The organism is Streptomyces polyrhachis (assembly GCF_042663125.1).
Lineage (GTDB): Bacteria > Actinomycetota > Actinomycetes > Streptomycetales > Streptomycetaceae > Streptomyces > Streptomyces polyrhachii.
Window position 1 is genome coordinate 30,464 of record NZ_JBHSZO010000021.1, and the last position, 17,043, is coordinate 47,506.

The following is a 17,043-nucleotide window of genomic DNA, read 5'->3' on the forward strand; positions in this document are numbered from 1 at the left end:
TCTCTGCGAACAATTACCCTGGACGGATCACCGCGGCGCCCGCCGCTGTGGTGGGCGGATACGGAGGGAAGGGGGGCGCGCCATGCGATCACCGGCGACGATCGACTTCGCGGCACAGACCCACGAGCGGCTGCGGGCCGAGGTCGCCGCGGTCTCGGCGGCCACCGTGCACGCCATCATCGGCCAAGTCCCGGCGTACGCGGGGCCGTTGAGCGGAAAGATGGGCCGTACGATCCGCCGGGCGGTGGAGACCGCCCTGAACGACCTGCTCGACCTCTGCCGGGGCGAGGGCTCCGCCGCGCAGCTGGGGCTGGGCGCCACCCGCCCCGGGGACGGCTCCGCGCCGATGGCCGACAGCACCGCCGCCTCCTACGAACTGGGCCGCGGCGAGGCCCGTAACGGCCGCTCCATGGACGCCCTCCTGGCCGCCTACCGCATCGGGGCGCGGACCTCCTGGCAGGGCCTGTGCGAGGTCGCGGTCCAGGCCCGCGAGCCGGCCGACGCCATCGGGCGCTTCGCCGAGCTGGTCTTCGCCTTCATCGACAGCCTCTCCGCCGCGAGCGCCGCCGGCCATACCGACGAACTCGCCGCCGGCGGCCGCCTGCGCGCCCGCCTGCGCGAGGACCTGGCCCGCGCCCTGCTCCTGGGCGCGGGCCAGGAGGAGCTGGCGTCGGCGGCGGAGCGCTGCGACTGGCGCCCCCCGGCCCGTCTCACCGCCGTACTGCTGCCGTTCGGGCAGATCTCCGCCGTCCTCGGGCAGCTCGACCCGCGCGTGCTGCACCTGGACAGCGCCCTGCCCGAAGCCCCGGGCGGCTCCCCGGGCCGGGGGCGCCCCGTGCCCGCCACCGGGGTCCTCCTCGTCCCCGACGCCTCCGGCCCCGGCCGCACCCGCCTGGCGCGCCTGCTCACGGGCCGCTCGGCGGTCCTGGGCCCGGACCGGCCCTGGCAGCACGTACAGGAGTCGTACGAGCGGGCGCTGCGCACCCGGCGCCTCGCCGCGTCCCTGCGGGCGCTCCCCGAATCGGCCACCGACGTGCTGGACAGCGAGGACCTCCTGCCCGAACTGGTCCTGCACGCCGACGAGGCCGCCCTCGCCGACCTGCGCACAGCAGCCCTCGCCCCCCTCGCCGACCTCAGCCCCGCCACCCGCCACCGCCTCGCCGAAACCCTGCGCTGCTGGCTGCTGCACCAGGGCCGCCGCGAGAAGGTCGCCGAGGAGCTGTACGTCCACCCACAGACCGTCCGCTACCGCATGACGCAACTACGCCACCTCTACGGCGACGCACTGGAGAACCCGCGCACGGCCCTGTCGCTCATGCTGGCGCTGGCTACGGGGGTGGAGACCCGGTGACGACCGGACCAGTCCACATGACGGGGTGAAACCAACCGACGCCCATCCCGGGCCCGGACTCGCCCGGTCCGCAGCTCCTGCCGCTGAAGTGGACAGCGGATTGATGTGGTATCCCGGCAGACGGGGCCCGGGAGAGTGCCGTGGCCGCTTTGCGTACGGTCCCCGGCCCGGTCTCAGACGGTGGCGTGCTGCTTGGCGTTGGAGTCGTCGGCTGCCGTGTCGGGGATGATGCCGTGCTGCTCGTCTTCGGGGCGGCCCTTCTTGGGCAGCAGGAAGGTGATCGCGAAGAAGACCACCAGCAGGCACGCCTGGACGATCAGCGCGCGGTGGAAGCCGCCGGTGAAGTCACCGGCCTTGGCCTGGTCGAAGAACACCGAGCCGAAGACCGCGACGCCGATGGAGCCGCCGACCGCCTGGACCGCCGACAGGACACCGGAGGCGGATCCGATCTCGTCGTCGTCGACCGCGGCCAGGATGAAGCTGAACAGGGCTGCGATCACCATGCCGGCGCCGATACCCGCCACCGCCACGCCGGGGGCGATGTCCCAGATGGAGAACGAGGCGGCGTCGAGGCCGTCGAGCTCGAACCACAGCAGGGCCGCGCCGGCCAGCTGGACCAGCGGTCCGATCTGCAGCACCCTGCGGCCGATCCGGTCGGCGAGGAGCGCGCCGCTGATGGCGCCGCCGATCGCGGTTCCCACCGCGAGGGGCAGGTTGCCAAGGCCCGCCTCGCCGGCGGTGAAGTGGTGGCCGATCTGGAGGAACAGGGTCAGGACGAGCTGGGTGCCGACGAGGCCGCCGAAGAACAGGGTGATGCCGCCGAGCCCGACGGTGAAGGCGGGTTTGCGCAGCAAGCCCGGGGTCACCAGCGGCTCGCGGCCCGAGGCGGCCGTGCGGCGCTGCTGGAGGGCGAAGAGGGCGAACCCGATCACCGAGGCGGCCATGGACAGCCACGTCCACAGCGGCCAGCCCTCCTCCTGCCCCTGGTTCAGCGGCAGCACCAGCAGGGCGCAGGACGCCACGATCAGGGCGGCGCCGGTCATGTCGACCCGTACGGTGCGGTCGCCTTCCTTCTTGGGCACGAACTTCGCGGCGACGATCAGTGCCGCGATGCCGATGGGCAGGTTGATCAGGAACACCGAGCGCCAGCCCAGGCCGAGGAAGTCGCCCTCGATGAGGAAGCCGCCCAGGACCGGGCCGATGATGCCGCCCAGGCCGAGCACGGGGCCGAAGATCGCGAAGACCTTGGTGAGCTCGGGGCCGGAGAAGTTCTCCCGCAGCAGGCCCAGGCCCTGGGGCAGCAGGATCGCTCCGGCGGTGCCCTGCAGCAGGCGGAAGGCGATCAGCAACTCGATGCTCGGCGCGATCGCGCACAGCAGGGAGGTCGCGGTGAAGGCCGCGAGTCCGATCAGGAACATTCTGCGTCGGCCGTAGCGGTCGCCGAGTCGGCCGCCGAGGACGAGCCCGGCGCCCAGGGTGAGGGCGTAGCCGCCGATCACCCACTGCAGTCCGACGGAGCCGGCGCCGAGGGACTTCTCCAGGTCCGGTCCGGCGACGTTGACGATCGAGGCGTCCAGGAGATCCATGATCTCCGCGACGATCATCACCGCGAGGATCAGCCAGCGCCATCGGTAGGGCCGGGTCGTCCGGTCAGGGGTGGGGGACGGGTCGCGCACGTCAGATGCCTCCATGGTGAAGTAATTCCAGCATCAAGGTAAAGTGGTGGCGGTAGGTTGTCAAAGCGGGATGACCGCACGGACCGTGGGGCAGGAGAGAAGGGCGGCAGGCATGGAGGAAACCGTGCGCGACGGCGTCGCGGAGCAGCGGGAGCAGCTGATGGAGTCGCTGAGGATCTACGGCGGCCACTACGCCGAGCTCGGCCGCCGCTTCGCCGCCCGGCTGGGCCTGCACTCCACAGACGCGACCGCACTCCTGGAGATCGCCGCCGCCGATGAGCGCGGCATCCCCCTGTCACCTGCGCGGCTGAGCGAGCGGATCTCCTTGTCCAGCGGCGCCACCACCGCACTCCTGAACCGCCTCGAAGCGGCGGGTCACATCACCCGGTCCCGCGAGCACTCCGACCGGCGCATCGTCACCCTGCACAGCGGAGCACACATCCATGAACGGGCGGACGAGTTCTTCGGCCCGCTTGCGCACCGCCTCGACGCGGCGATGTCGCACTACCCGCCCCGGTTCCTGGCACAGGTCCAGGCGTTCATGGCCGACCTGAACACCACCATGGACAGCCACCTCACGGAACAGCACGCGGCGACGCCGCGTGCCGTTCGCACCCCTGACGGACGCACTCCCTGACCGGGCTGCTCCCCGGGGTATCTCGCGCCCGCGGGCGCAGCAGGTCCGCTTGTACGGCGGACCTCGACGTATGTCGACGTATATGGCCGTATGGAAAGGCCGGCACCCAGGAGCCGGGGTCGAAGCCGAGACGTCGAGTCATGGCTACGGGAGCGGATGAGACCCTGAGCCCATGATCAAGGGACCACCGGCCGGCCGCACAGCGGGTGACAACCGACCGGAACGCGTGCTGATCCTCGCCAGCTTCGTCAACCGGGTGGGCAACGGCCTCTTCAACGCGGCCGCGATGTTCTACTTCACCCTCGTCGTAGGGCTGCCGGCAGCGCAGGTGGGCGCCGCCCTCACGATCGCCGCACTGATCGGCCTCCTCTCCGGCATACCCGGCGGCCGCCTGGCCGACCGCCGCGGGCCGCGCACGGTCATGATGCTGGCCCTGGCGGTCCAGGCGGTGGCGATGTCGGCCCTCGTGTACGTCGAGAGCTGGGCCGCCCTCACGGTCATCGCCGCCATCGACCAGCTCGCCGCAGCCGCCGGCGGAGCGGCGTGGGGAGCCCTCGTCGCCCGGGTCGGCACCGACCGCCCGGCACTGTTTCGGGCAAAGCTGCGCACCTACGTCAACCTGGGCGTCATCCTGGGCACGGTGGGCGCCGGACTCGCGGTGACCGTGAACACCCGCACCGCCTACCTCGTACTGATCCTGGGCAACGCGGCCAGCTTCGCCCTCTGCGCCCTCCTGCTACTCCTCCTCCCCGCCTACGCGGCACTGGCACCCCCGCCGCAGCAGCGACGCTGGATCGCTCTCACCGACCGCCCGTTCCTGACCTTCGCCGCCCTCTTCGGCGCGATGGGACTGCAGTACCCGGTGGTGTCCGCGCTCCTACCGCTGTGGATCTCCCTGCACACGGACGCACCGCGCTGGACCGTGGCCGCGGCGTTCGCGATCAACGCCGGGGTGTGCGTCCTGCTGCAGACCCGCATCGGATCGCGCGTGGAGACCCTGCGCGACGGAGGCAGGGCGTTCCGCCTGGCGGGGCTGCTCTTCCTCGTCAGCTGCCCGATGATGGCCCTGGCCGCACACGTCCCGGTGTGGGCGGCCGCCGGCCTCGTCGTGGCGGCGATCCTCGTCCACAGCCTCGGGGAGATCTGGGAGTCCTCGGCCGGCTTCGCCCTCGGCTTCGGCCTGGCGCCCGACCACGCCCAGGGGCAGTACCAGGGGCTCCTCGGCCTCGGCTTCGGCGCGGGCCAGGCGCTGGCCCCCGTCATCCTCCTCACGGCGGTCCTCGGCCTGGGCACGGCCGGCTGGCTGCTCCTCGGCGTGTTCTTCGCGCTGGTGGGCGCCGCGGGCCCACCACTCGAACGGTGGGGAGCGCGCACCCGCCAGGCACTCCCGGCGGCGGACGCCGACGCAGAACGCGACGGCGTACCCGCGTGACCTCACCGCACCGGGGAAGATCCACTCCATGACCCACGCCGTGAACCGCGCCCGCGCCCTGTCCTTCGACACCGTCGCCCCGCAGTACGCCACCGCCCGCCCCACCTACCCGCCCGCCCTCTTCGACGCCCTGGAGGAACTGGCCGACCGCCCCCTGACCGGCACCGACGTCCTGGACTGCGGCGCCGGCACCGGCATAGCCACCCGGCTGCTGCGCCACCGCGGCGCCCGCGTCACCGCCCTGGAGCCGGGCGCCGCGATGGCCGCCGAACTGCGCCGCACCGAGCCGCACATCCCGCTGGTACGGGCCGACGGCGACCGCCTGCCCTTCACGGACGCCAGCTTCGACCTCGTCACGTACGCCCAGTCCTGGCACTGGACGGACCCGGCGCGCTCCGTCCCCGAGGCGCTGCGCGTGCTGCGCCACCGCGGCGTGCTGGCCCTGTGGTGGAACCAGGCCGACGTGCACGTCCCCTGGGTCGCGGCGCAGGACGCCCGCCTGGCACCGTTCATGCGCGCCTACCCGACGACGGTGGCCGCCCAACTCGCGCCCTTCCCGGTGCGGGTGGCCACCCGCGAGGTCACCTGGTCGCGCCGCATCACCGTCGAGGAGCACCTGCGCAACCTCGCCACCCACTCGCACTTCGTCACCATGGACCCGGCCGAACGAACCGCACTCCTCACCGCCGAGCACACCGAACTGCTGCGCCGCTTCCCCACCGGCGAGCTGGACGAGCCGTACCGCTGCGGCCTGACCGTCGTACGGGCGGACGGCGCCCGGGCCTGAGGGGGCGCGGGGAAGCCGCGCCGGGCTCGGGCGGGGAGGCGAAACCTCCCGCAGTGCCCGGCATGAAACCCCGTGCGCTGCCGCGGAGTTCGAGTGCCTTACGCGCGCGAGTCGTGGAGGCGGCGCGAAGTGGGCGTTCGCGTAGGCGGATCTGTTCCGGGCGGTGTCGCTCCGGAGTGGTGTAGCCCGCGACCCGCTGCTACCACATCGCGCACACCGGACCGGCGGTCGACGGCAGTCACCCCCGGCCCTGGCAGCCGGCCGGCCCTGTTTAGGATCACGCCCATGGCACTCGAATGGGAACAGGTCATCGTCGACTCCGCCGACCCCATCGCCCTCGGGCGCTGGTGGGCCGAGGCGCTCGGCTGGGTGGTGGTCGACGAATCCGAGGAGATCATCGAGATCCGGCCCGAGCCGGACCGGATCCCGGGGCTGCTCTTCGTGCCCGTCCCCGAGGGCAAGACCTCGAAGAACCGCCTCCACCCCGACTTCCGCCCCGACGACCAGGAGGCCGAGGTCGCCCGGCTGCTCTCCCTCGGCGCCCGGCGCGCCGGCACCGTGCAGGACGAGCAGCACTGGGTGACCCTCCTCGACCCGGAGGGCAACGAATTCTGCGTCCTGGCTGAGCGGAGGAGCTGAGCGGAGGAGTTGAGCGGGGCCGGGTGGCCGTTCGTGCGGAGGCGCCGGACGGTTTCCGCCCACCCGCAGCCGCTCGCCGACCCGGCTGCACCACTACCCGGGACACGACCCGGCATCGCTCTGCGAACGCAACGGCTCTATCCGCGAGTACGCCGCACCCGTCATCCCGCCCCTCCCCACCACGAGATCAATTACGGGGCGCTTTCTGCCCTCCCTCGCCCGCTGCCCGGCGGTTGTGCTCCTCGATCAAGCGGGCCAGCAGCGCACGCGACTGCTCGGCGTTGGTGCCGTCCAGCTGGCCGGCGAACGCCGCGCGTGCGGCATCGATCAACTGCTGGGACACGACCGGGAACGCCATGACGATATCGAGCAGCGCGTTCTCGGTCCGGGTGTCGAGGCCGGTTTCGGTGCGTACGCCGCCACCAGCCGCCGCCGAGGCGAGCTCGACCTCGAAGGCCAGTCGCAACTCGTCCTCGGTGGGATGCCTCTTACGCATGCTTCACGCCTCCGCTCGTCGTCGCGCCCGGGCTCAGGCGTTGAGGCGGCCCTGTCGCAGGACGTCGGTGAGGGCGTGGAAGAGGGAGAAGTTCGGGGTCAGGCGCACCCAGGAGTTGGCCAGGGAGCCGCGTCGGCCGGCTGCGCGGACGGTGATCGAGCCGTCCTTGATGTCTATCTCGACCTGCTGCCAGGGCGCCGAGTTCTTCCCGGTCCCGATCTCCCCGGCGGTGACCCACAGCAGCCCGAACTCGATCTTCTCCCCGGCGCGCAGCCGCGCCAGGGCGCCGGGGAGCTGGGCGGCGGCGGAGTCCTGCTGCACCCAGGGGCCCCACACCTCGCCGCCGGGGTAGGCGCTGCCGATGACCAGGTTGCGGCCCTCGGTGTCGGTGAGCCCGAAGGAGTAGACGGTGGCCAGGGTCGAGCCGTACTGGGTTTCGCGCTTGGTGTTGTCCAGCACCGTGCTGTCGGCGTAACGGACCGTGCGCACCCGGTCCTTGTGCACGACGACGACACCGCCCTCGTAGAGGTGCAGCTCCCCGGCGTTGGTGCCCACCCTCCAGGAGAGCGCCATCCGTACCGCGAAGACCAGGAACGGAATCCCTGCCGCAACCGCCAGTTCCGGATAGCCCGAGACCAGGGCCGCCAACGCCGCGACCCCGAACAGCGCGCACAGGACCGTGCCCAGCCACAGCCGGACCCGGATGCCCCCCGCTCCTCCCTGGTAGCCCCCGCGATACGCCCCCAACCGCGCCCGCTGCGCCGCTTCCTGAACCTGCCCGCCGAACGTACCGGCACTTGCCTGAGCCATGACTTCCCCCGCTGCCCCGCGGCCGGACTCCCGTCCGCTGCGAGGCGGTAGACACTGTGGATCTTCAAGTCGACCCTACCCTCCTGCCGGCGAACGGCTTTTAGCCCAACACCAGGTGAACTCCCGCCATCGCCGTGCCCGTTGCTGCCGCAGCGGACACCGGGGCTTTGTCGACCGGCCCTCACCCTGGCGGACTGCGCCCCCTCCGCCGCGCGGGGGAGGCGGTTCGCCGCAGGGTGGGATGTGCGGGGGAGCGCCCGTCCGGGAGGGTGAAGGCCATGACGCAGACACCGCTCGCCCCCACACCCCCGGCCACCCGCCCCACCCCGCCCCGGCGGTGGCTGCGGGCCGGGGCCGTTGCCGCCTGCGTGCCGTACCTCTCCCTCAAGTTCGCCTGGATCGCGGGCAGTCGCGTGGGCATCCCGGACGGCAGCCCGCTCCTCGACAACCGCGCGCTGATGGCTGTCGGGAACAGCGTGACCGTCCTGATGGACAGCGCGGTCATCGTCCTGGCCCTGCTCCTCACCCAGGACTGGGGCCGGCGCGCTCCGGCCTGGTTGCTCGCCCTCCCCATGTGGGCGGCGACCGGGCTGCTCGTGCCGATCATGACCGGCTTCCCGGTCCAGCTGGTGGTCAAGCTGTTCGCCGGCTCCGAGCCGGTGGAGCCCGGCGGCGAACCCTTCCTCGACGACTGGGTCTTCGGCGTCGTCTACAGCGGCTTCATCGTGCAGGGCCTCACCCTGGGCACGCTCTTCGTGCTGTACGCGAAGGACCGCTGGGGCCACCTGTGGCAGGGCAGGATCCGGGATCTGCCGCGCCCCGCCACCGGGACCGGGGCACGGACGGCGGCCATCGCCGGCTCCGCCCTCACCCTGCTGCCCATCACGACGCACCTGACCTGGGCCTTCGGATCGACGAGCGGACTCCCCCCGAAGCGGATCGTCGAGCGCACCCCCGACTTCTACGCGCTGGAGGCCCTCACCTCCCTCACCGCGCTCGCGGCCGCCGCCGGTGTCCTGCTGCTCGTCTTCCGCATCGCCCCCGCCCTCCCCCTGAAGGCGCCCCTGGCGCCGGCCTGGGCGGGCTCGGGCGCGGTGGGCTGCTGGGGCGCCTGGATGACGCTCGCCGCGCTGCTGCCCGCGGACGACCCGGAGCAGGGGGCCACCGGCCTGATGCTGCTGACCTACTCTGTGTCGATGATCGCCGGGTTCCTGCTGTTCGGCGCCGTCGCCTCCTTCCTGCGACGGTGCGCCTCGTGAGTACGCTCTTCGGCCCGCAGGCCAGGCGGCGCTGGGTCCATCTGATCCTGGGCGGCGCCCTGTTGATGCCGTACTGGCTGCTGAGCTCCGTGCTCGTCGGGGTGCTCGGCGGGGGCGGGAGGCTGTTCACCGGCTCGCTCGCGGTCCAGTTCGGGGCGTACGCGCTGGCGCTGCCGATCGCGGCGGCCAGCGGGTACACCCCGCTGACCCGGTCCCTGTGCGTATCGGCGGCCCGGCCCCTCCTCGGGGTGCCCGCCGAGCGGTTCGCCGAGGGGCCGGCCCGGACCAGGCCGGCCAGGCTGCGGGCCTCGGCCTGGTTCACCCTCCATCTCGCGCTCGGCGGCCTGATCAGCGGGGCGAGCCTCGCCCTGCCGCCGCTCGCGGCAGTGCTGATCGTGCTGCCGCCCCTCTCCCGCCTCACCGGCGAGCGCTACGAGACGTACGAGGTCCTCACCGGCACCGGGCCCTGGCCCGCGCTCCTGGGCCCGGTCGCGGGGCTGGCGGTGCTCGTCGGCCTCGCCGCCGCCTCGGCGGGCGCGGGCGCGCTCCTCGCCCGGCAGGCGCCGCCGCTCCTGGGGCCGACGCCCGCCGACCGGCTGGCCGCCGCCGAACGCCGGGCCGCCGACCTCGCGGTGCGCAACCGCCTCGCCCGGGAGCTGCACGACTCGGTGGGCCACGCGCTCAGCGCCGTCACCCTGCAGGCGAGCGCGGCGCGCAGGGTGCTGGACTCCGATCCGGAGTTCGTACGCGAAGCCCTCACCGCGATCGAGGAGACCACACGGCGCACGGTCGGCGAACTGGACGCCGTACTCGGCCTGTTGCGGCAGGACGAGGACGCCCACGGCACCGAAGAGCTGCCGGGCCCGGCCCTGGACCTGCTGGACGACCTCCTGGCCCGCAGCGGGGTGCCGGTGGCCTACGAGGCGGTGGGCGATCCCGCGGGGGTCCCCGCGGCGGTCTCCCGGGAGGCGTACCGCATCGTCCAGGAGGGGCTGAGCAACGCCCTTCGGCACAACGGCAGTTCACCGGTGTCCCTGTGGATCACCGTGCACAGCGAGGAGTTGGAGATCAGGATGGAGAACCCCCTGTCAGGGCGGGCGCCGGTGGTACGCCCGGGCGGCGGCCGGGGCCTGCGCGGCATAGCGGAACGGGCGACACTGCTCGGCGGTGTCGCCGAGGCGGGCGCGAAGGACGGCCTCTGGCGGTTCACCGCACGCCTCCCGCTGGGCGGTGCGCGATGAGCGGGGCGGGCGGCCACGGCGGCACCATCAGGGTCGTCCTCGCCGACGACGAGCGCATGGTCCGCACCGCACTGCGCGTCATCCTCGACGCCGAGCCCGACCTGGCGGTCATCGGAGAGGCGGCCACGGGCGCGGAGGCGGTCTCCGTGGTGCGCGAACTGCGCCCGGACGTGGTGCTGATGGACGTCCGGATGCCCGAGATCGACGGCATCCGCGCCACCGAGCAGATCCTCGCCACCCTGGCGGACCCGCCCAGGATCGTCGTCGTCACGACCTTCGAGAACGACTCCTACGTGTACGACGCGCTGCGCGCCGGCGCCTCCGGGTTCGTGCTGAAGCGCTCGGGGGCGGAGGAACTGGTCCAGGCGGTGCGGCTGGTCGCCCGCAGCGACTCGCTCCTCTTCCCCGCGGCGGTACGCGGCCTCGCCGCCGAGCACGGCAGGCGCCAGCCGTCCGCCGCGCCGCCGTGGGTGGCCCGGCTCACCGAGCGGGAGGGCGAGGTGCTGCGGCTGATGGCGGTGGGGCTGACCAACGCGGAGATCGCCGCGAAACTGACGGTGGGGGCGGCGACGGTGAAGACCCACGTGGCCGCGGTCCTGGCGAAGACGGGAGCGAGGGACCGCACGCAGGCGGTGATCGCGGCGTACGAGTCGGGGTACATCAAGCCGGGGTGACCGTGGCGCTGCCCTGCCGTAACGAAGAGCGCCGCCGCCGGCCCCCGGCCTATCGGGGGCGGACCCCGCCGGACCCGGGAACGTGCCCCGTCACCCGGGAGCGTGCCCCGTCACCCGGGAGCGTGCCCCGTCACCCGGGAGCGTGCCCCGTCGGGGGCCGCAGCCGCAGACCCGCCGCCGACCGGGCCCGGTAGGGAAGGCGCCTCCGACGTTGCCGGGATACGGCAATGAAAGCGCGTGGGTTGTCATGCCACGATCGGGGTGCCGGGAGGGCAGGGGTCGAGGACCGGGCAACGGGGGGCGGTTATGGGGGTGTTGCTGGACGCGGCGCTTGCCTTTCCGGCGGTGGTCTTCTCGTTCGCGCTGCTGGTCGTGGTCGGCTACTGGCTGTTCGCGGCCGGGTGCGGGCTGGTCGGTGATCCCCTCGACGGGGGTGAGGGGATCACCGGCGGCGGGGAGGATCCGGCGGGCCCCTCCCACCAGCGAGGTCACCCCCCGCCCGCCGCAGCGCCCTCCCCACCCGCAGAAACAGGGACGGGAACGGGAACGGGGACGGGAACGTCCACCCGCCCCGACAGCGCCAGCACCCGCTCCCCGAGCCGCCCGCGCAACCGCCCCCCGGCGACCTCGGCCTCCGCCAGCCAACCGCCCGCGACCAGCAACTCGGCCTGCCCGGCGACCTCTTCGACCGGCACGGCGCACACCGCCGCGACCCCCTCAAGCCCCAGCCCCTCACCGGGATCAGCCCCCAGCCGCCCGTCGAGGCGGGCGTGGGCGGCGCAGTACAGGGCGAGCAGCCGCGCCCCCGCCGGGGCCTTCTTCTTGCGCAGCTTGCGGTCGTTCGCCGCCTTCTGCGCCCAGCCGGAGATCCTCGTACGGGCGAGCTTGCCCAGGACGAGCGGGGCGGGCCCGTCGGGCAGCAGGTCGGGGAGGGCGAAGGGGGTGGGGGACTCGGGACGGGAGGCCAGCACATCGGCCGTACTGCCGGCCCCGGACATCTCCAGCCAGCCGGACGCCACCAGGTCCTCCAGCACCCGTCCGGCCTCCTCGCCCAGCCAGCCGCTCAGGTCCTGCCCGGTGAGGTGCGCGGTGCCGGACCGGGCGGCGCGCAGGGCGAGCAGGAGCGCCGTGAGGCGCACGCAGGCGTCGCCGGGCGGGGCGTGGCGGCGGACGTGGTCCAGCGTGGCGCGGGCCTGCCCGGCCTGCGTGGGGCTCAGCACGTGCTCCACCACCAGCGGCTCGCCGTCCGCGGTGGTGCCGACCTCGACGCCCCGGCGGTTGTCGCGCATGGCCAGGGTGGCGCGGGCGGCCGCGTCGGCGCGCCGCGCCTCCTGGCGCAGGTAGGCGTCGTCGCTGACCGCGGCCCACTGCTGGAAGGCGCGGGCCTTGCGCTCGTGCAGCCCGGCGAGGAGGGTGAGGTCGGGCTCGGGGAGCTTCTGGTAGGCGCGGAACGCGTCCCCCAGGTCGAGGAGTTCCCGTCGCAGCGCGTCGGGCCGCAGGTCGTACGGAATGCGCAGCCGCGCGACCGTCCCCAGCGTTTCCCGCTGCCGCTTCACCCGCCGGGGCGCGGCGGGCGGGGAGGCGCCGCCGGAGGGGGCGGCGGCGGTCGGGGGAGTGGGGGAGCCGGCGTCGGAGAAGACCGCCGCCGCGCTGCCCGCGCCTCCCCGCGACACCTGCGCGCCGGCCCCGGGAGCGGAACGCGGCGCCGGCACCGCACTGCCCGCCGCCGCGCTGTCGGCCCGCGTATTGCCTCCCGCCGCGCTGTCGGCCCGCGTATTGCCTCCCGCCGCGCTGCCCGCCCCCGCACTGCCCGCCCCCGCGCTGTCCAGCACCCGGCAGTCGGACGTGGCGGCCGCGCACCGCGCGCACATCTCCGCGATCCGCCACCACCGCCCCGCCCGGTCCGTACACACCGCCAGCACCACGGGCCCCCCGCACCGCGCCACCCGCCCCCGCGCGACATCGTCCTCGGACAGATGCCAGGAGCACTCCGCGCCCCGGCAGGCACACCCCGCCCCATCGCGCGGCCCGCCCCCGGCCCGGATCCGCCCCAGATGCGTGTTGACGTGCCCGATCGCGGCTCGGCGCCCCGCGACCGCCCCCTCGGTGAAACGCTGGTCGGCGCAGACCGGCCGGGAGCAGGACACCCGCACCGCCCCGGCGGCCGGCCGCCCGTCCGGATCCAGCCGCACCGTCCACACCCGCCCCGCGACCAGCTCTTCCCGCCGCGCCCCGGCCTCCACCGCCATCTGCGAACCTCCCCGTACCACGCGCCCCTCGCCCGACCAGGGGATCGACTACGGGGAGATACTACGCAACTACCCTGAGTCCCCTTCGGGTTATCCACAGCCCCGCACGCTGGAGGCCTGCGGGGCTGCAACTTCCCGACCGGTCCGGGCCGAAAATCGATCACTTCGCACGTCAGACGCCCGGCACCGGAACGCCCCCACCGCCGGCGAAGGCGACCCGCTTGCGCGACGTACAGCGACCGCTTTACGCTACTGCCATGTCGAAGAGCGTCACCATCCGCGTCCCCGACGACGTCTACGCCGAGCTGAAGGGCCGCGCGGACGCCGAAGGCACCACCGTCACCGAGCTGATCACCAGCGCGGCCCTGCGCGACACCCGCCTGAACCTCCCCACCCCGCACGCCGACCGCTTCCTCGCGGGCGCGCACGAGGCGTTCACCGAGGCGTTCCCCGACCCCTCCCGCAGCGACCCCTCCCACGGCGACTCCTACCGGAGCGGGCGCGCTGCGTGAACCCCGCCCTGCACATCGACATCCGCTGGCTCCTGGAACGCCAGGCCGCCGTCGTCCCCGAGGGCAAGGGCGAAGTGGCCGACTACTCCGCGCTCGTCGCCGCCGTCGCCCGCCACCGCGTCGACCCACCGCGCTTCGGCTACGACCCCGACCCCGCCTGGCGCGCCGCCGCCCTGCTCACCACCCTCGTCAACGAACGCCCCCTCCCCGCCCACAACGAGCTCTACGGCTGCTACTGCGCCCTGTCCTACCTGGAGCAGTGCGGCGAGGGCATCGACGCCCCCTACGGCGCCCTCATCGATCTGTGCCGCGAGGTACGCACCGGCGGCGCGGACGTCTTCACCGCGGCGGACCGACTCCGCGGCTGGCGGATCTGACCGCCGCCCCTGCCCTGCGCCGCCCCGGCCTCAACTCCCGCTCGACGCCTCCGCCTCGGACGGCCGCGGCCCCGCGCACAGATCCGCCCGCCACTCGGCCCGGTCGTAGACGGCCGGCGCGGTGGTATCGAGGAAGTCCAGCACCACCTTGGCGAAACGATCCGGATCCTGATGGTGCGGGAAGTGCCCCGCCTCCTCGAAGACCTCCAACCGGCTGCCGGGCAGCGCCTGCACCGCCGCATGCGCGTGCGAGAGCGGAATGATGCCGTCCCGCGCCCCCCACACCACCATCGTGGGCAGCCGGCGGGCCAGATAGCCGCGATCCAGCATCGTGATGTGCTGACCGCGCAGATCCACGGCCGCGCGAATGGTCCGCAGGAAGGCGTGCCGCGCGTCGGCGTCCGCGAACTGCCGGTAGCGGCGCAGCACATACGGCAGATCCGGCCCCAGCCCCGCACCCCCCGTCCACCGCAGCAGCGCGGGCGCCAGCCACTGCACGGGCGCCGAGGTGAACAGCCGCATCCCGGGGAAGGCCCCCGGCCCGGCGGCCAGCCGCAGCATCGGATGCACCTGCGGCCCGAGCCCCGCACTGCTCACCAGCACCACCCGCTCACACCGCTCGGGGAACTGGTACGCGAACTGCATCGCCACCCCGCCCCCCAGCGAATGCCCTACCACACTGACGCGCTCCACCCCCAGCACGGTGAGCAGATCGCGCACCCCGCAGGCATAGGCGGCGATGGCGTAGTCGGCACGAGGCCGCGCGGAGTCCCCGTGCCCGAGCAGATCAGGCGCGATAACGGTATGCCGCTCGGCAAGCGTCGGCACAACCTGCTCCCAGGTCAACGAGGAGTCGGCAACCCCGTGCAGCAAAAGCAGCGGCGCCCCGTCCCCCTCAACACGGTACGCACGCCGATACCCGTGCACATCCCGGTACAACAACATCCCCCGACCCTGCCGCCTGTCTGTTTCCACCGCGATACCCGCTGGTGAGGAGCAGGTCACGGACCCCGCAGCCGTATGGAGGTCCTTGCCGCGGTCCGACGAGAGCGGTTCAGACCACGCGATCGCGGAACTGCTGGAAGCCGTGCCAGCCGGCCGTGTGCCCAGGAGTTATCAAGTCCCCTTCCGCACAGTCGATCACCCGGCATTCCAGAGCCTCGGCAAGCCGGAAGACGGGCGGCAGCACGTCGTCACCGGAGCCCCGAATGTGGAGCATGATCGAGTCCACCGGGTCCTTTGCGCCGATGTTGAGTCCGGCGGACCAGGTACGGCCGGAAAGCTCACCCCGGTCAGGGTCTGAGAGATCGACATCGGGACAGGCCCGGGCGACCGCCGCCAGTACGTCGCGCCGCTGACCGAGCGGGTCCGGGGTGTAGTCGGTGGGGATCTCGTGCACCGAGGTGACGTCGTCGGGCAGACGGAGGAGGAGCACGTCCCAGCTCATGGTGACCTTTCGGGTAGGGCTGAGTAGCGGTTGCGGTGGATCAAATCAGGCTGAGTTGCTCTCCCGGAGGTGGTGGCAGGAGCACGTTCTGCAGGCGGCGGATGTTGGCACGCCAGGGGGCGCCATCCGACCCGGCCCACAGGTCCATCAGTTCGGACGGTTCGGTCATGACGCGGTCTAGGGCTTGAAGGGCGAGACCGCGCAGACCGGCGAGATCAGGAAGGGGCTCTTTCGGCCCGTACACGGGATCGGCACGCTCACCCCCGGGACACTGCGCAGCAACAAGCGCGGCCGCGGCTACGGCTTTATCGGAGTGGTGTGCTTCGAGGTAGCCCGCAGTGTCGACCACACGTATGAGCATGCCTCGGACGAGGCCCTCGCGTTCGCCTGCGGCTGCCTCGTCAAGGTCGCCGCAGAAGTCCGCCGCGGTGTCGTTGTCGAAGGGGCCGACGTCCCAAGTTCCCATGGTTTTCCCCGATCGTGATGGTGGCCGGGACATCCTGACAGAGGCCACTGACAGCAACCCCGCAGTCCAGGGCGGCACTTCGACGTGGTCGGGGGTCGTCCGTTTCGTGATCACTTGAGGCGAAGAGAGGGCGAGAGGGCGGTTCCCGCTCATGTCCGTTGCGCCTCGGAGCCCTCGCGTCTTTCTCGCGCCGGTGGGTGGAGCGAACCGGCTGCGCCGGGAGATGATCCCGTGTGTGGCTGAAGAGGCGGATACAGATGCGGACGACGCTTGCGCATGGGCGGAGCGACTGGGCTGGGCGTTCGGGCTCATAGCGGAGGATCCCGTTGCAAGAGGCGCGGCGCTCATTCATCTGGCAGAGGCCCAGAGGAAGGCCGCGGACACGGGCGCCCGGCTCAACGAGATGTGGCAGCTGACGCGGCCCCTGGGAATGGACGCGCGCTATCGGGAGCCGGCCTTTCTGCAGGCGCTCCGGAGGCATCAGCAAGCCCAGAGGCGTTCGCTGCCCGACGGAGTGTGGGGGAGCCCTGGGGACGGGGATCTGGCGACGTGGCCGGGGCTGCCCTATGTGTTGCTCTTCCTGGAGTGGGAGGCGAGGTACCCGCTGGAATGGACGCGGCATGCGAAGGCATGGGGCACGAAGGAGAGCCTGATCCGGAAGGTGGCCCGCACTCGCCAGGATGAGGCGATCAAGGCGAAGCTCACCGACCTGGTCGAGATCGTCGTTCGCCGGGCGTATCGCTGCAAGGATCGCGAGTACGTGCGGGTTGCCCGTGCTGTCGACAGCTCCGACCTACGGGACAGGCTCGATCGGGCAGCCGATTCGGACAGTCCGTGGGCTCGGTGCCATGCCGGGTACGTGCTCTGGCTTCTGGACCGCCCTGACCTGCCGAACAACCGTCGTGTTTGGCAGACCTGGGTGGCAGGCGGAGCGTGCTGAGGCCCCGCAGGCACCGGCAGGGAGGGGATGTCGGACCATGTCGATAGCGT

Annotated in this window: 18 protein-coding genes; 11 read left to right on the forward strand and 7 right to left on the reverse strand. The window is 72.9% G+C overall.

The annotated features are described in order from the left end of the window. The first annotated feature begins 82 nt into the window (after nt 1-82). Nucleotides 83-1,351: a PucR family transcriptional regulator gene (locus tag ACFQLX_RS14925; RefSeq protein ID WP_386415163.1), complete on the forward strand. Its 1,269-nt coding sequence runs from the start codon at nt 83-85 to the stop codon at nt 1,349-1,351. Nucleotides 1,352-1,524: 173 nt separating this feature from the next. Here ACFQLX_RS14925 and ACFQLX_RS14930 read toward each other — a convergent pair whose 3' ends face one another. Next, entirely contained in the window at nt 1,525-3,027 is a 1,503-nt protein-coding gene (locus ACFQLX_RS14930) for an MFS transporter (RefSeq protein WP_386415165.1), read from the reverse strand. A 112-nt stretch (nt 3,028-3,139) separates the two neighbouring features. Here ACFQLX_RS14930 and ACFQLX_RS14935 point away from each other — a divergent pair, with 112 nt between their 5' ends. From ACFQLX_RS14935 to ACFQLX_RS14950, 4 genes are all read left to right on the forward strand, one after another. Next, entirely contained in the window at nt 3,140-3,664 is a 525-nt protein-coding gene (locus ACFQLX_RS14935) for a MarR family winged helix-turn-helix transcriptional regulator (protein WP_386415168.1), read from the forward strand. 172 nt (nt 3,665-3,836) lie between these two features. After that, nucleotides 3,837-5,096 (forward strand): MFS transporter, encoded by a 1,260-nt coding sequence (locus ACFQLX_RS14940; protein WP_386415170.1) that lies wholly within the window; start codon nt 3,837-3,839, stop codon nt 5,094-5,096. A 28-nt stretch (nt 5,097-5,124) separates the two neighbouring features. Next, nucleotides 5,125-5,883: a class I SAM-dependent methyltransferase gene (locus ACFQLX_RS14945; RefSeq protein ID WP_386415172.1), complete on the forward strand. Its 759-nt coding sequence runs from the start codon at nt 5,125-5,127 to the stop codon at nt 5,881-5,883. Nucleotides 5,884-6,168: 285 nt separating this feature from the next. Continuing rightward, nucleotides 6,169-6,522: a VOC family protein gene (locus tag ACFQLX_RS14950; protein ID WP_386415174.1), complete on the forward strand. Its 354-nt coding sequence runs from the start codon at nt 6,169-6,171 to the stop codon at nt 6,520-6,522. 187 nt (nt 6,523-6,709) lie between these two features. Here the strand turns inward: ACFQLX_RS14950 and ACFQLX_RS14955 are convergent, their stop codons facing one another. Then, nucleotides 6,710-7,018: a hypothetical protein gene (locus ACFQLX_RS14955; protein WP_386415176.1), complete on the reverse strand. Its 309-nt coding sequence runs from the start codon at nt 7,016-7,018 to the stop codon at nt 6,710-6,712. A 33-nt stretch (nt 7,019-7,051) separates the two neighbouring features. Then, nucleotides 7,052-7,828, reverse strand: coding sequence for a DUF6585 family protein (locus ACFQLX_RS14960; RefSeq protein ID WP_386415178.1), 777 nt, complete (start codon nt 7,826-7,828; stop codon nt 7,052-7,054). A gap of 278 nt (nt 7,829-8,106) precedes the next feature. Here ACFQLX_RS14960 and ACFQLX_RS14965 point away from each other — a divergent pair, with 278 nt between their 5' ends. The 3 genes from ACFQLX_RS14965 to ACFQLX_RS14975 are packed head-to-tail and all read left to right on the forward strand — an operon-like array spanning nt 8,107 to nt 11,002. Beyond that, nucleotides 8,107-9,087, forward strand: a complete 981-nt coding sequence (locus tag ACFQLX_RS14965) for a hypothetical protein (RefSeq protein ID WP_386415180.1) — start codon at nt 8,107-8,109, stop codon at nt 9,085-9,087. Beyond that, a complete protein-coding gene (locus ACFQLX_RS14970) occupies nt 9,075-10,328 on the forward strand; it encodes a sensor histidine kinase (RefSeq protein ID WP_386415182.1) in 1,254 nt (417 codons plus the stop codon). The genes ACFQLX_RS14965 and ACFQLX_RS14970 overlap by 13 nt, the downstream gene beginning before the upstream one ends. Beyond that, the gene (locus ACFQLX_RS14975; RefSeq protein ID WP_386415184.1) at nt 10,325-11,002 is read left to right on the forward strand and encodes a response regulator transcription factor; all 678 of its coding nucleotides are present in this window, start codon (nt 10,325-10,327) and stop codon (nt 11,000-11,002) included. The genes ACFQLX_RS14970 and ACFQLX_RS14975 overlap by 4 nt, the downstream gene beginning before the upstream one ends. A 488-nt stretch (nt 11,003-11,490) precedes the next feature. Here the strand turns inward: ACFQLX_RS14975 and ACFQLX_RS14980 are convergent, their stop codons facing one another. Further along, the gene (locus ACFQLX_RS14980) at nt 11,491-13,251 is read right to left on the reverse strand and encodes a hypothetical protein (protein WP_386415186.1); all 1,761 of its coding nucleotides are present in this window, start codon (nt 13,249-13,251) and stop codon (nt 11,491-11,493) included. Nucleotides 13,252-13,508: 257 nt separating this feature from the next. Here ACFQLX_RS14980 and ACFQLX_RS14985 point away from each other — a divergent pair, with 257 nt between their 5' ends. Both ACFQLX_RS14985 and ACFQLX_RS14990 read left to right on the forward strand, forming a co-directional pair. After that, nucleotides 13,509-13,763: a hypothetical protein gene (locus tag ACFQLX_RS14985; RefSeq protein WP_386415188.1), complete on the forward strand. Its 255-nt coding sequence runs from the start codon at nt 13,509-13,511 to the stop codon at nt 13,761-13,763. Further along, nucleotides 13,760-14,140, forward strand: a complete 381-nt coding sequence (locus tag ACFQLX_RS14990; RefSeq protein WP_386415191.1) for a toxin Doc — start codon at nt 13,760-13,762, stop codon at nt 14,138-14,140. Before ACFQLX_RS14985 ends, ACFQLX_RS14990 begins: the two co-directional genes overlap by 4 nt. 30 nt (nt 14,141-14,170) lie before the next feature. Here ACFQLX_RS14990 and ACFQLX_RS14995 read toward each other — a convergent pair whose 3' ends face one another. From ACFQLX_RS14995 to ACFQLX_RS15005, 3 genes are all read right to left on the reverse strand, one after another. Continuing rightward, a complete protein-coding gene (locus ACFQLX_RS14995) occupies nt 14,171-15,085 on the reverse strand; it encodes an alpha/beta fold hydrolase (protein ID WP_386415193.1) in 915 nt (304 codons plus the stop codon). Between the two features lie 109 nt (nt 15,086-15,194). Next, nucleotides 15,195-15,587: a hypothetical protein gene (locus ACFQLX_RS15000; RefSeq protein ID WP_386415196.1), complete on the reverse strand. Its 393-nt coding sequence runs from the start codon at nt 15,585-15,587 to the stop codon at nt 15,195-15,197. A gap of 40 nt (nt 15,588-15,627) precedes the next feature. Next, nucleotides 15,628-16,053: a DUF4259 domain-containing protein gene (locus ACFQLX_RS15005; protein ID WP_386415198.1), complete on the reverse strand. Its 426-nt coding sequence runs from the start codon at nt 16,051-16,053 to the stop codon at nt 15,628-15,630. A gap of 235 nt (nt 16,054-16,288) precedes the next feature. Between ACFQLX_RS15005 and ACFQLX_RS15010 the strand changes: the two genes are divergently transcribed. Further along, a complete protein-coding gene (locus tag ACFQLX_RS15010; protein WP_386415200.1) occupies nt 16,289-16,993 on the forward strand; it encodes a hypothetical protein in 705 nt (234 codons plus the stop codon). Nucleotides 16,994-17,043: the final 50 nt, after the last annotated feature.

What these genes read in the sequence shown, in the direction of transcription:
- ACFQLX_RS14950 (WP_386415174.1), top strand. Translation starts at nt 6,169, where the DNA reads ATGGCACTCGAATGGGAACAGGTCATCGTCGACTCCGCCGACCCCATC.
- ACFQLX_RS14935 (WP_386415168.1), top strand. Translation starts at nt 3,140, where the DNA reads ATGGAGGAAACCGTGCGCGACGGCGTCGCGGAGCAGCGGGAGCAGCTG.
- ACFQLX_RS14925 (WP_386415163.1), top strand. Translation starts at nt 83, where the DNA reads ATGCGATCACCGGCGACGATCGACTTCGCGGCACAGACCCACGAGCGG.
- ACFQLX_RS15005 (WP_386415198.1), bottom strand. Translation starts at nt 16,053, where the DNA reads ATGGGAACTTGGGACGTCGGCCCCTTCGACAACGACACCGCGGCGGAC.
- ACFQLX_RS15000 (WP_386415196.1), bottom strand. Translation starts at nt 15,587, where the DNA reads ATGAGCTGGGACGTGCTCCTCCTCCGTCTGCCCGACGACGTCACCTCG.
- ACFQLX_RS14985 (WP_386415188.1), top strand. Translation starts at nt 13,509, where the DNA reads ATGTCGAAGAGCGTCACCATCCGCGTCCCCGACGACGTCTACGCCGAG.
- ACFQLX_RS14945 (WP_386415172.1), top strand. Translation starts at nt 5,125, where the DNA reads ATGACCCACGCCGTGAACCGCGCCCGCGCCCTGTCCTTCGACACCGTC.
- ACFQLX_RS14995 (WP_386415193.1), bottom strand. Translation starts at nt 15,085, where the DNA reads ATGTTGTTGTACCGGGATGTGCACGGGTATCGGCGTGCGTACCGTGTT.
- ACFQLX_RS14980 (WP_386415186.1), bottom strand. Translation starts at nt 13,251, where the DNA reads ATGGCGGTGGAGGCCGGGGCGCGGCGGGAAGAGCTGGTCGCGGGGCGG.
- ACFQLX_RS14955 (WP_386415176.1), bottom strand. Translation starts at nt 7,018, where the DNA reads ATGCGTAAGAGGCATCCCACCGAGGACGAGTTGCGACTGGCCTTCGAG.
- ACFQLX_RS14975 (WP_386415184.1), top strand. Translation starts at nt 10,325, where the DNA reads ATGAGCGGGGCGGGCGGCCACGGCGGCACCATCAGGGTCGTCCTCGCC.
- ACFQLX_RS14965 (WP_386415180.1), top strand. Translation starts at nt 8,107, where the DNA reads ATGACGCAGACACCGCTCGCCCCCACACCCCCGGCCACCCGCCCCACC.
- ACFQLX_RS14960 (WP_386415178.1), bottom strand. Translation starts at nt 7,828, where the DNA reads ATGGCTCAGGCAAGTGCCGGTACGTTCGGCGGGCAGGTTCAGGAAGCG.
- ACFQLX_RS14940 (WP_386415170.1), top strand. Translation starts at nt 3,837, where the DNA reads ATGATCAAGGGACCACCGGCCGGCCGCACAGCGGGTGACAACCGACCG.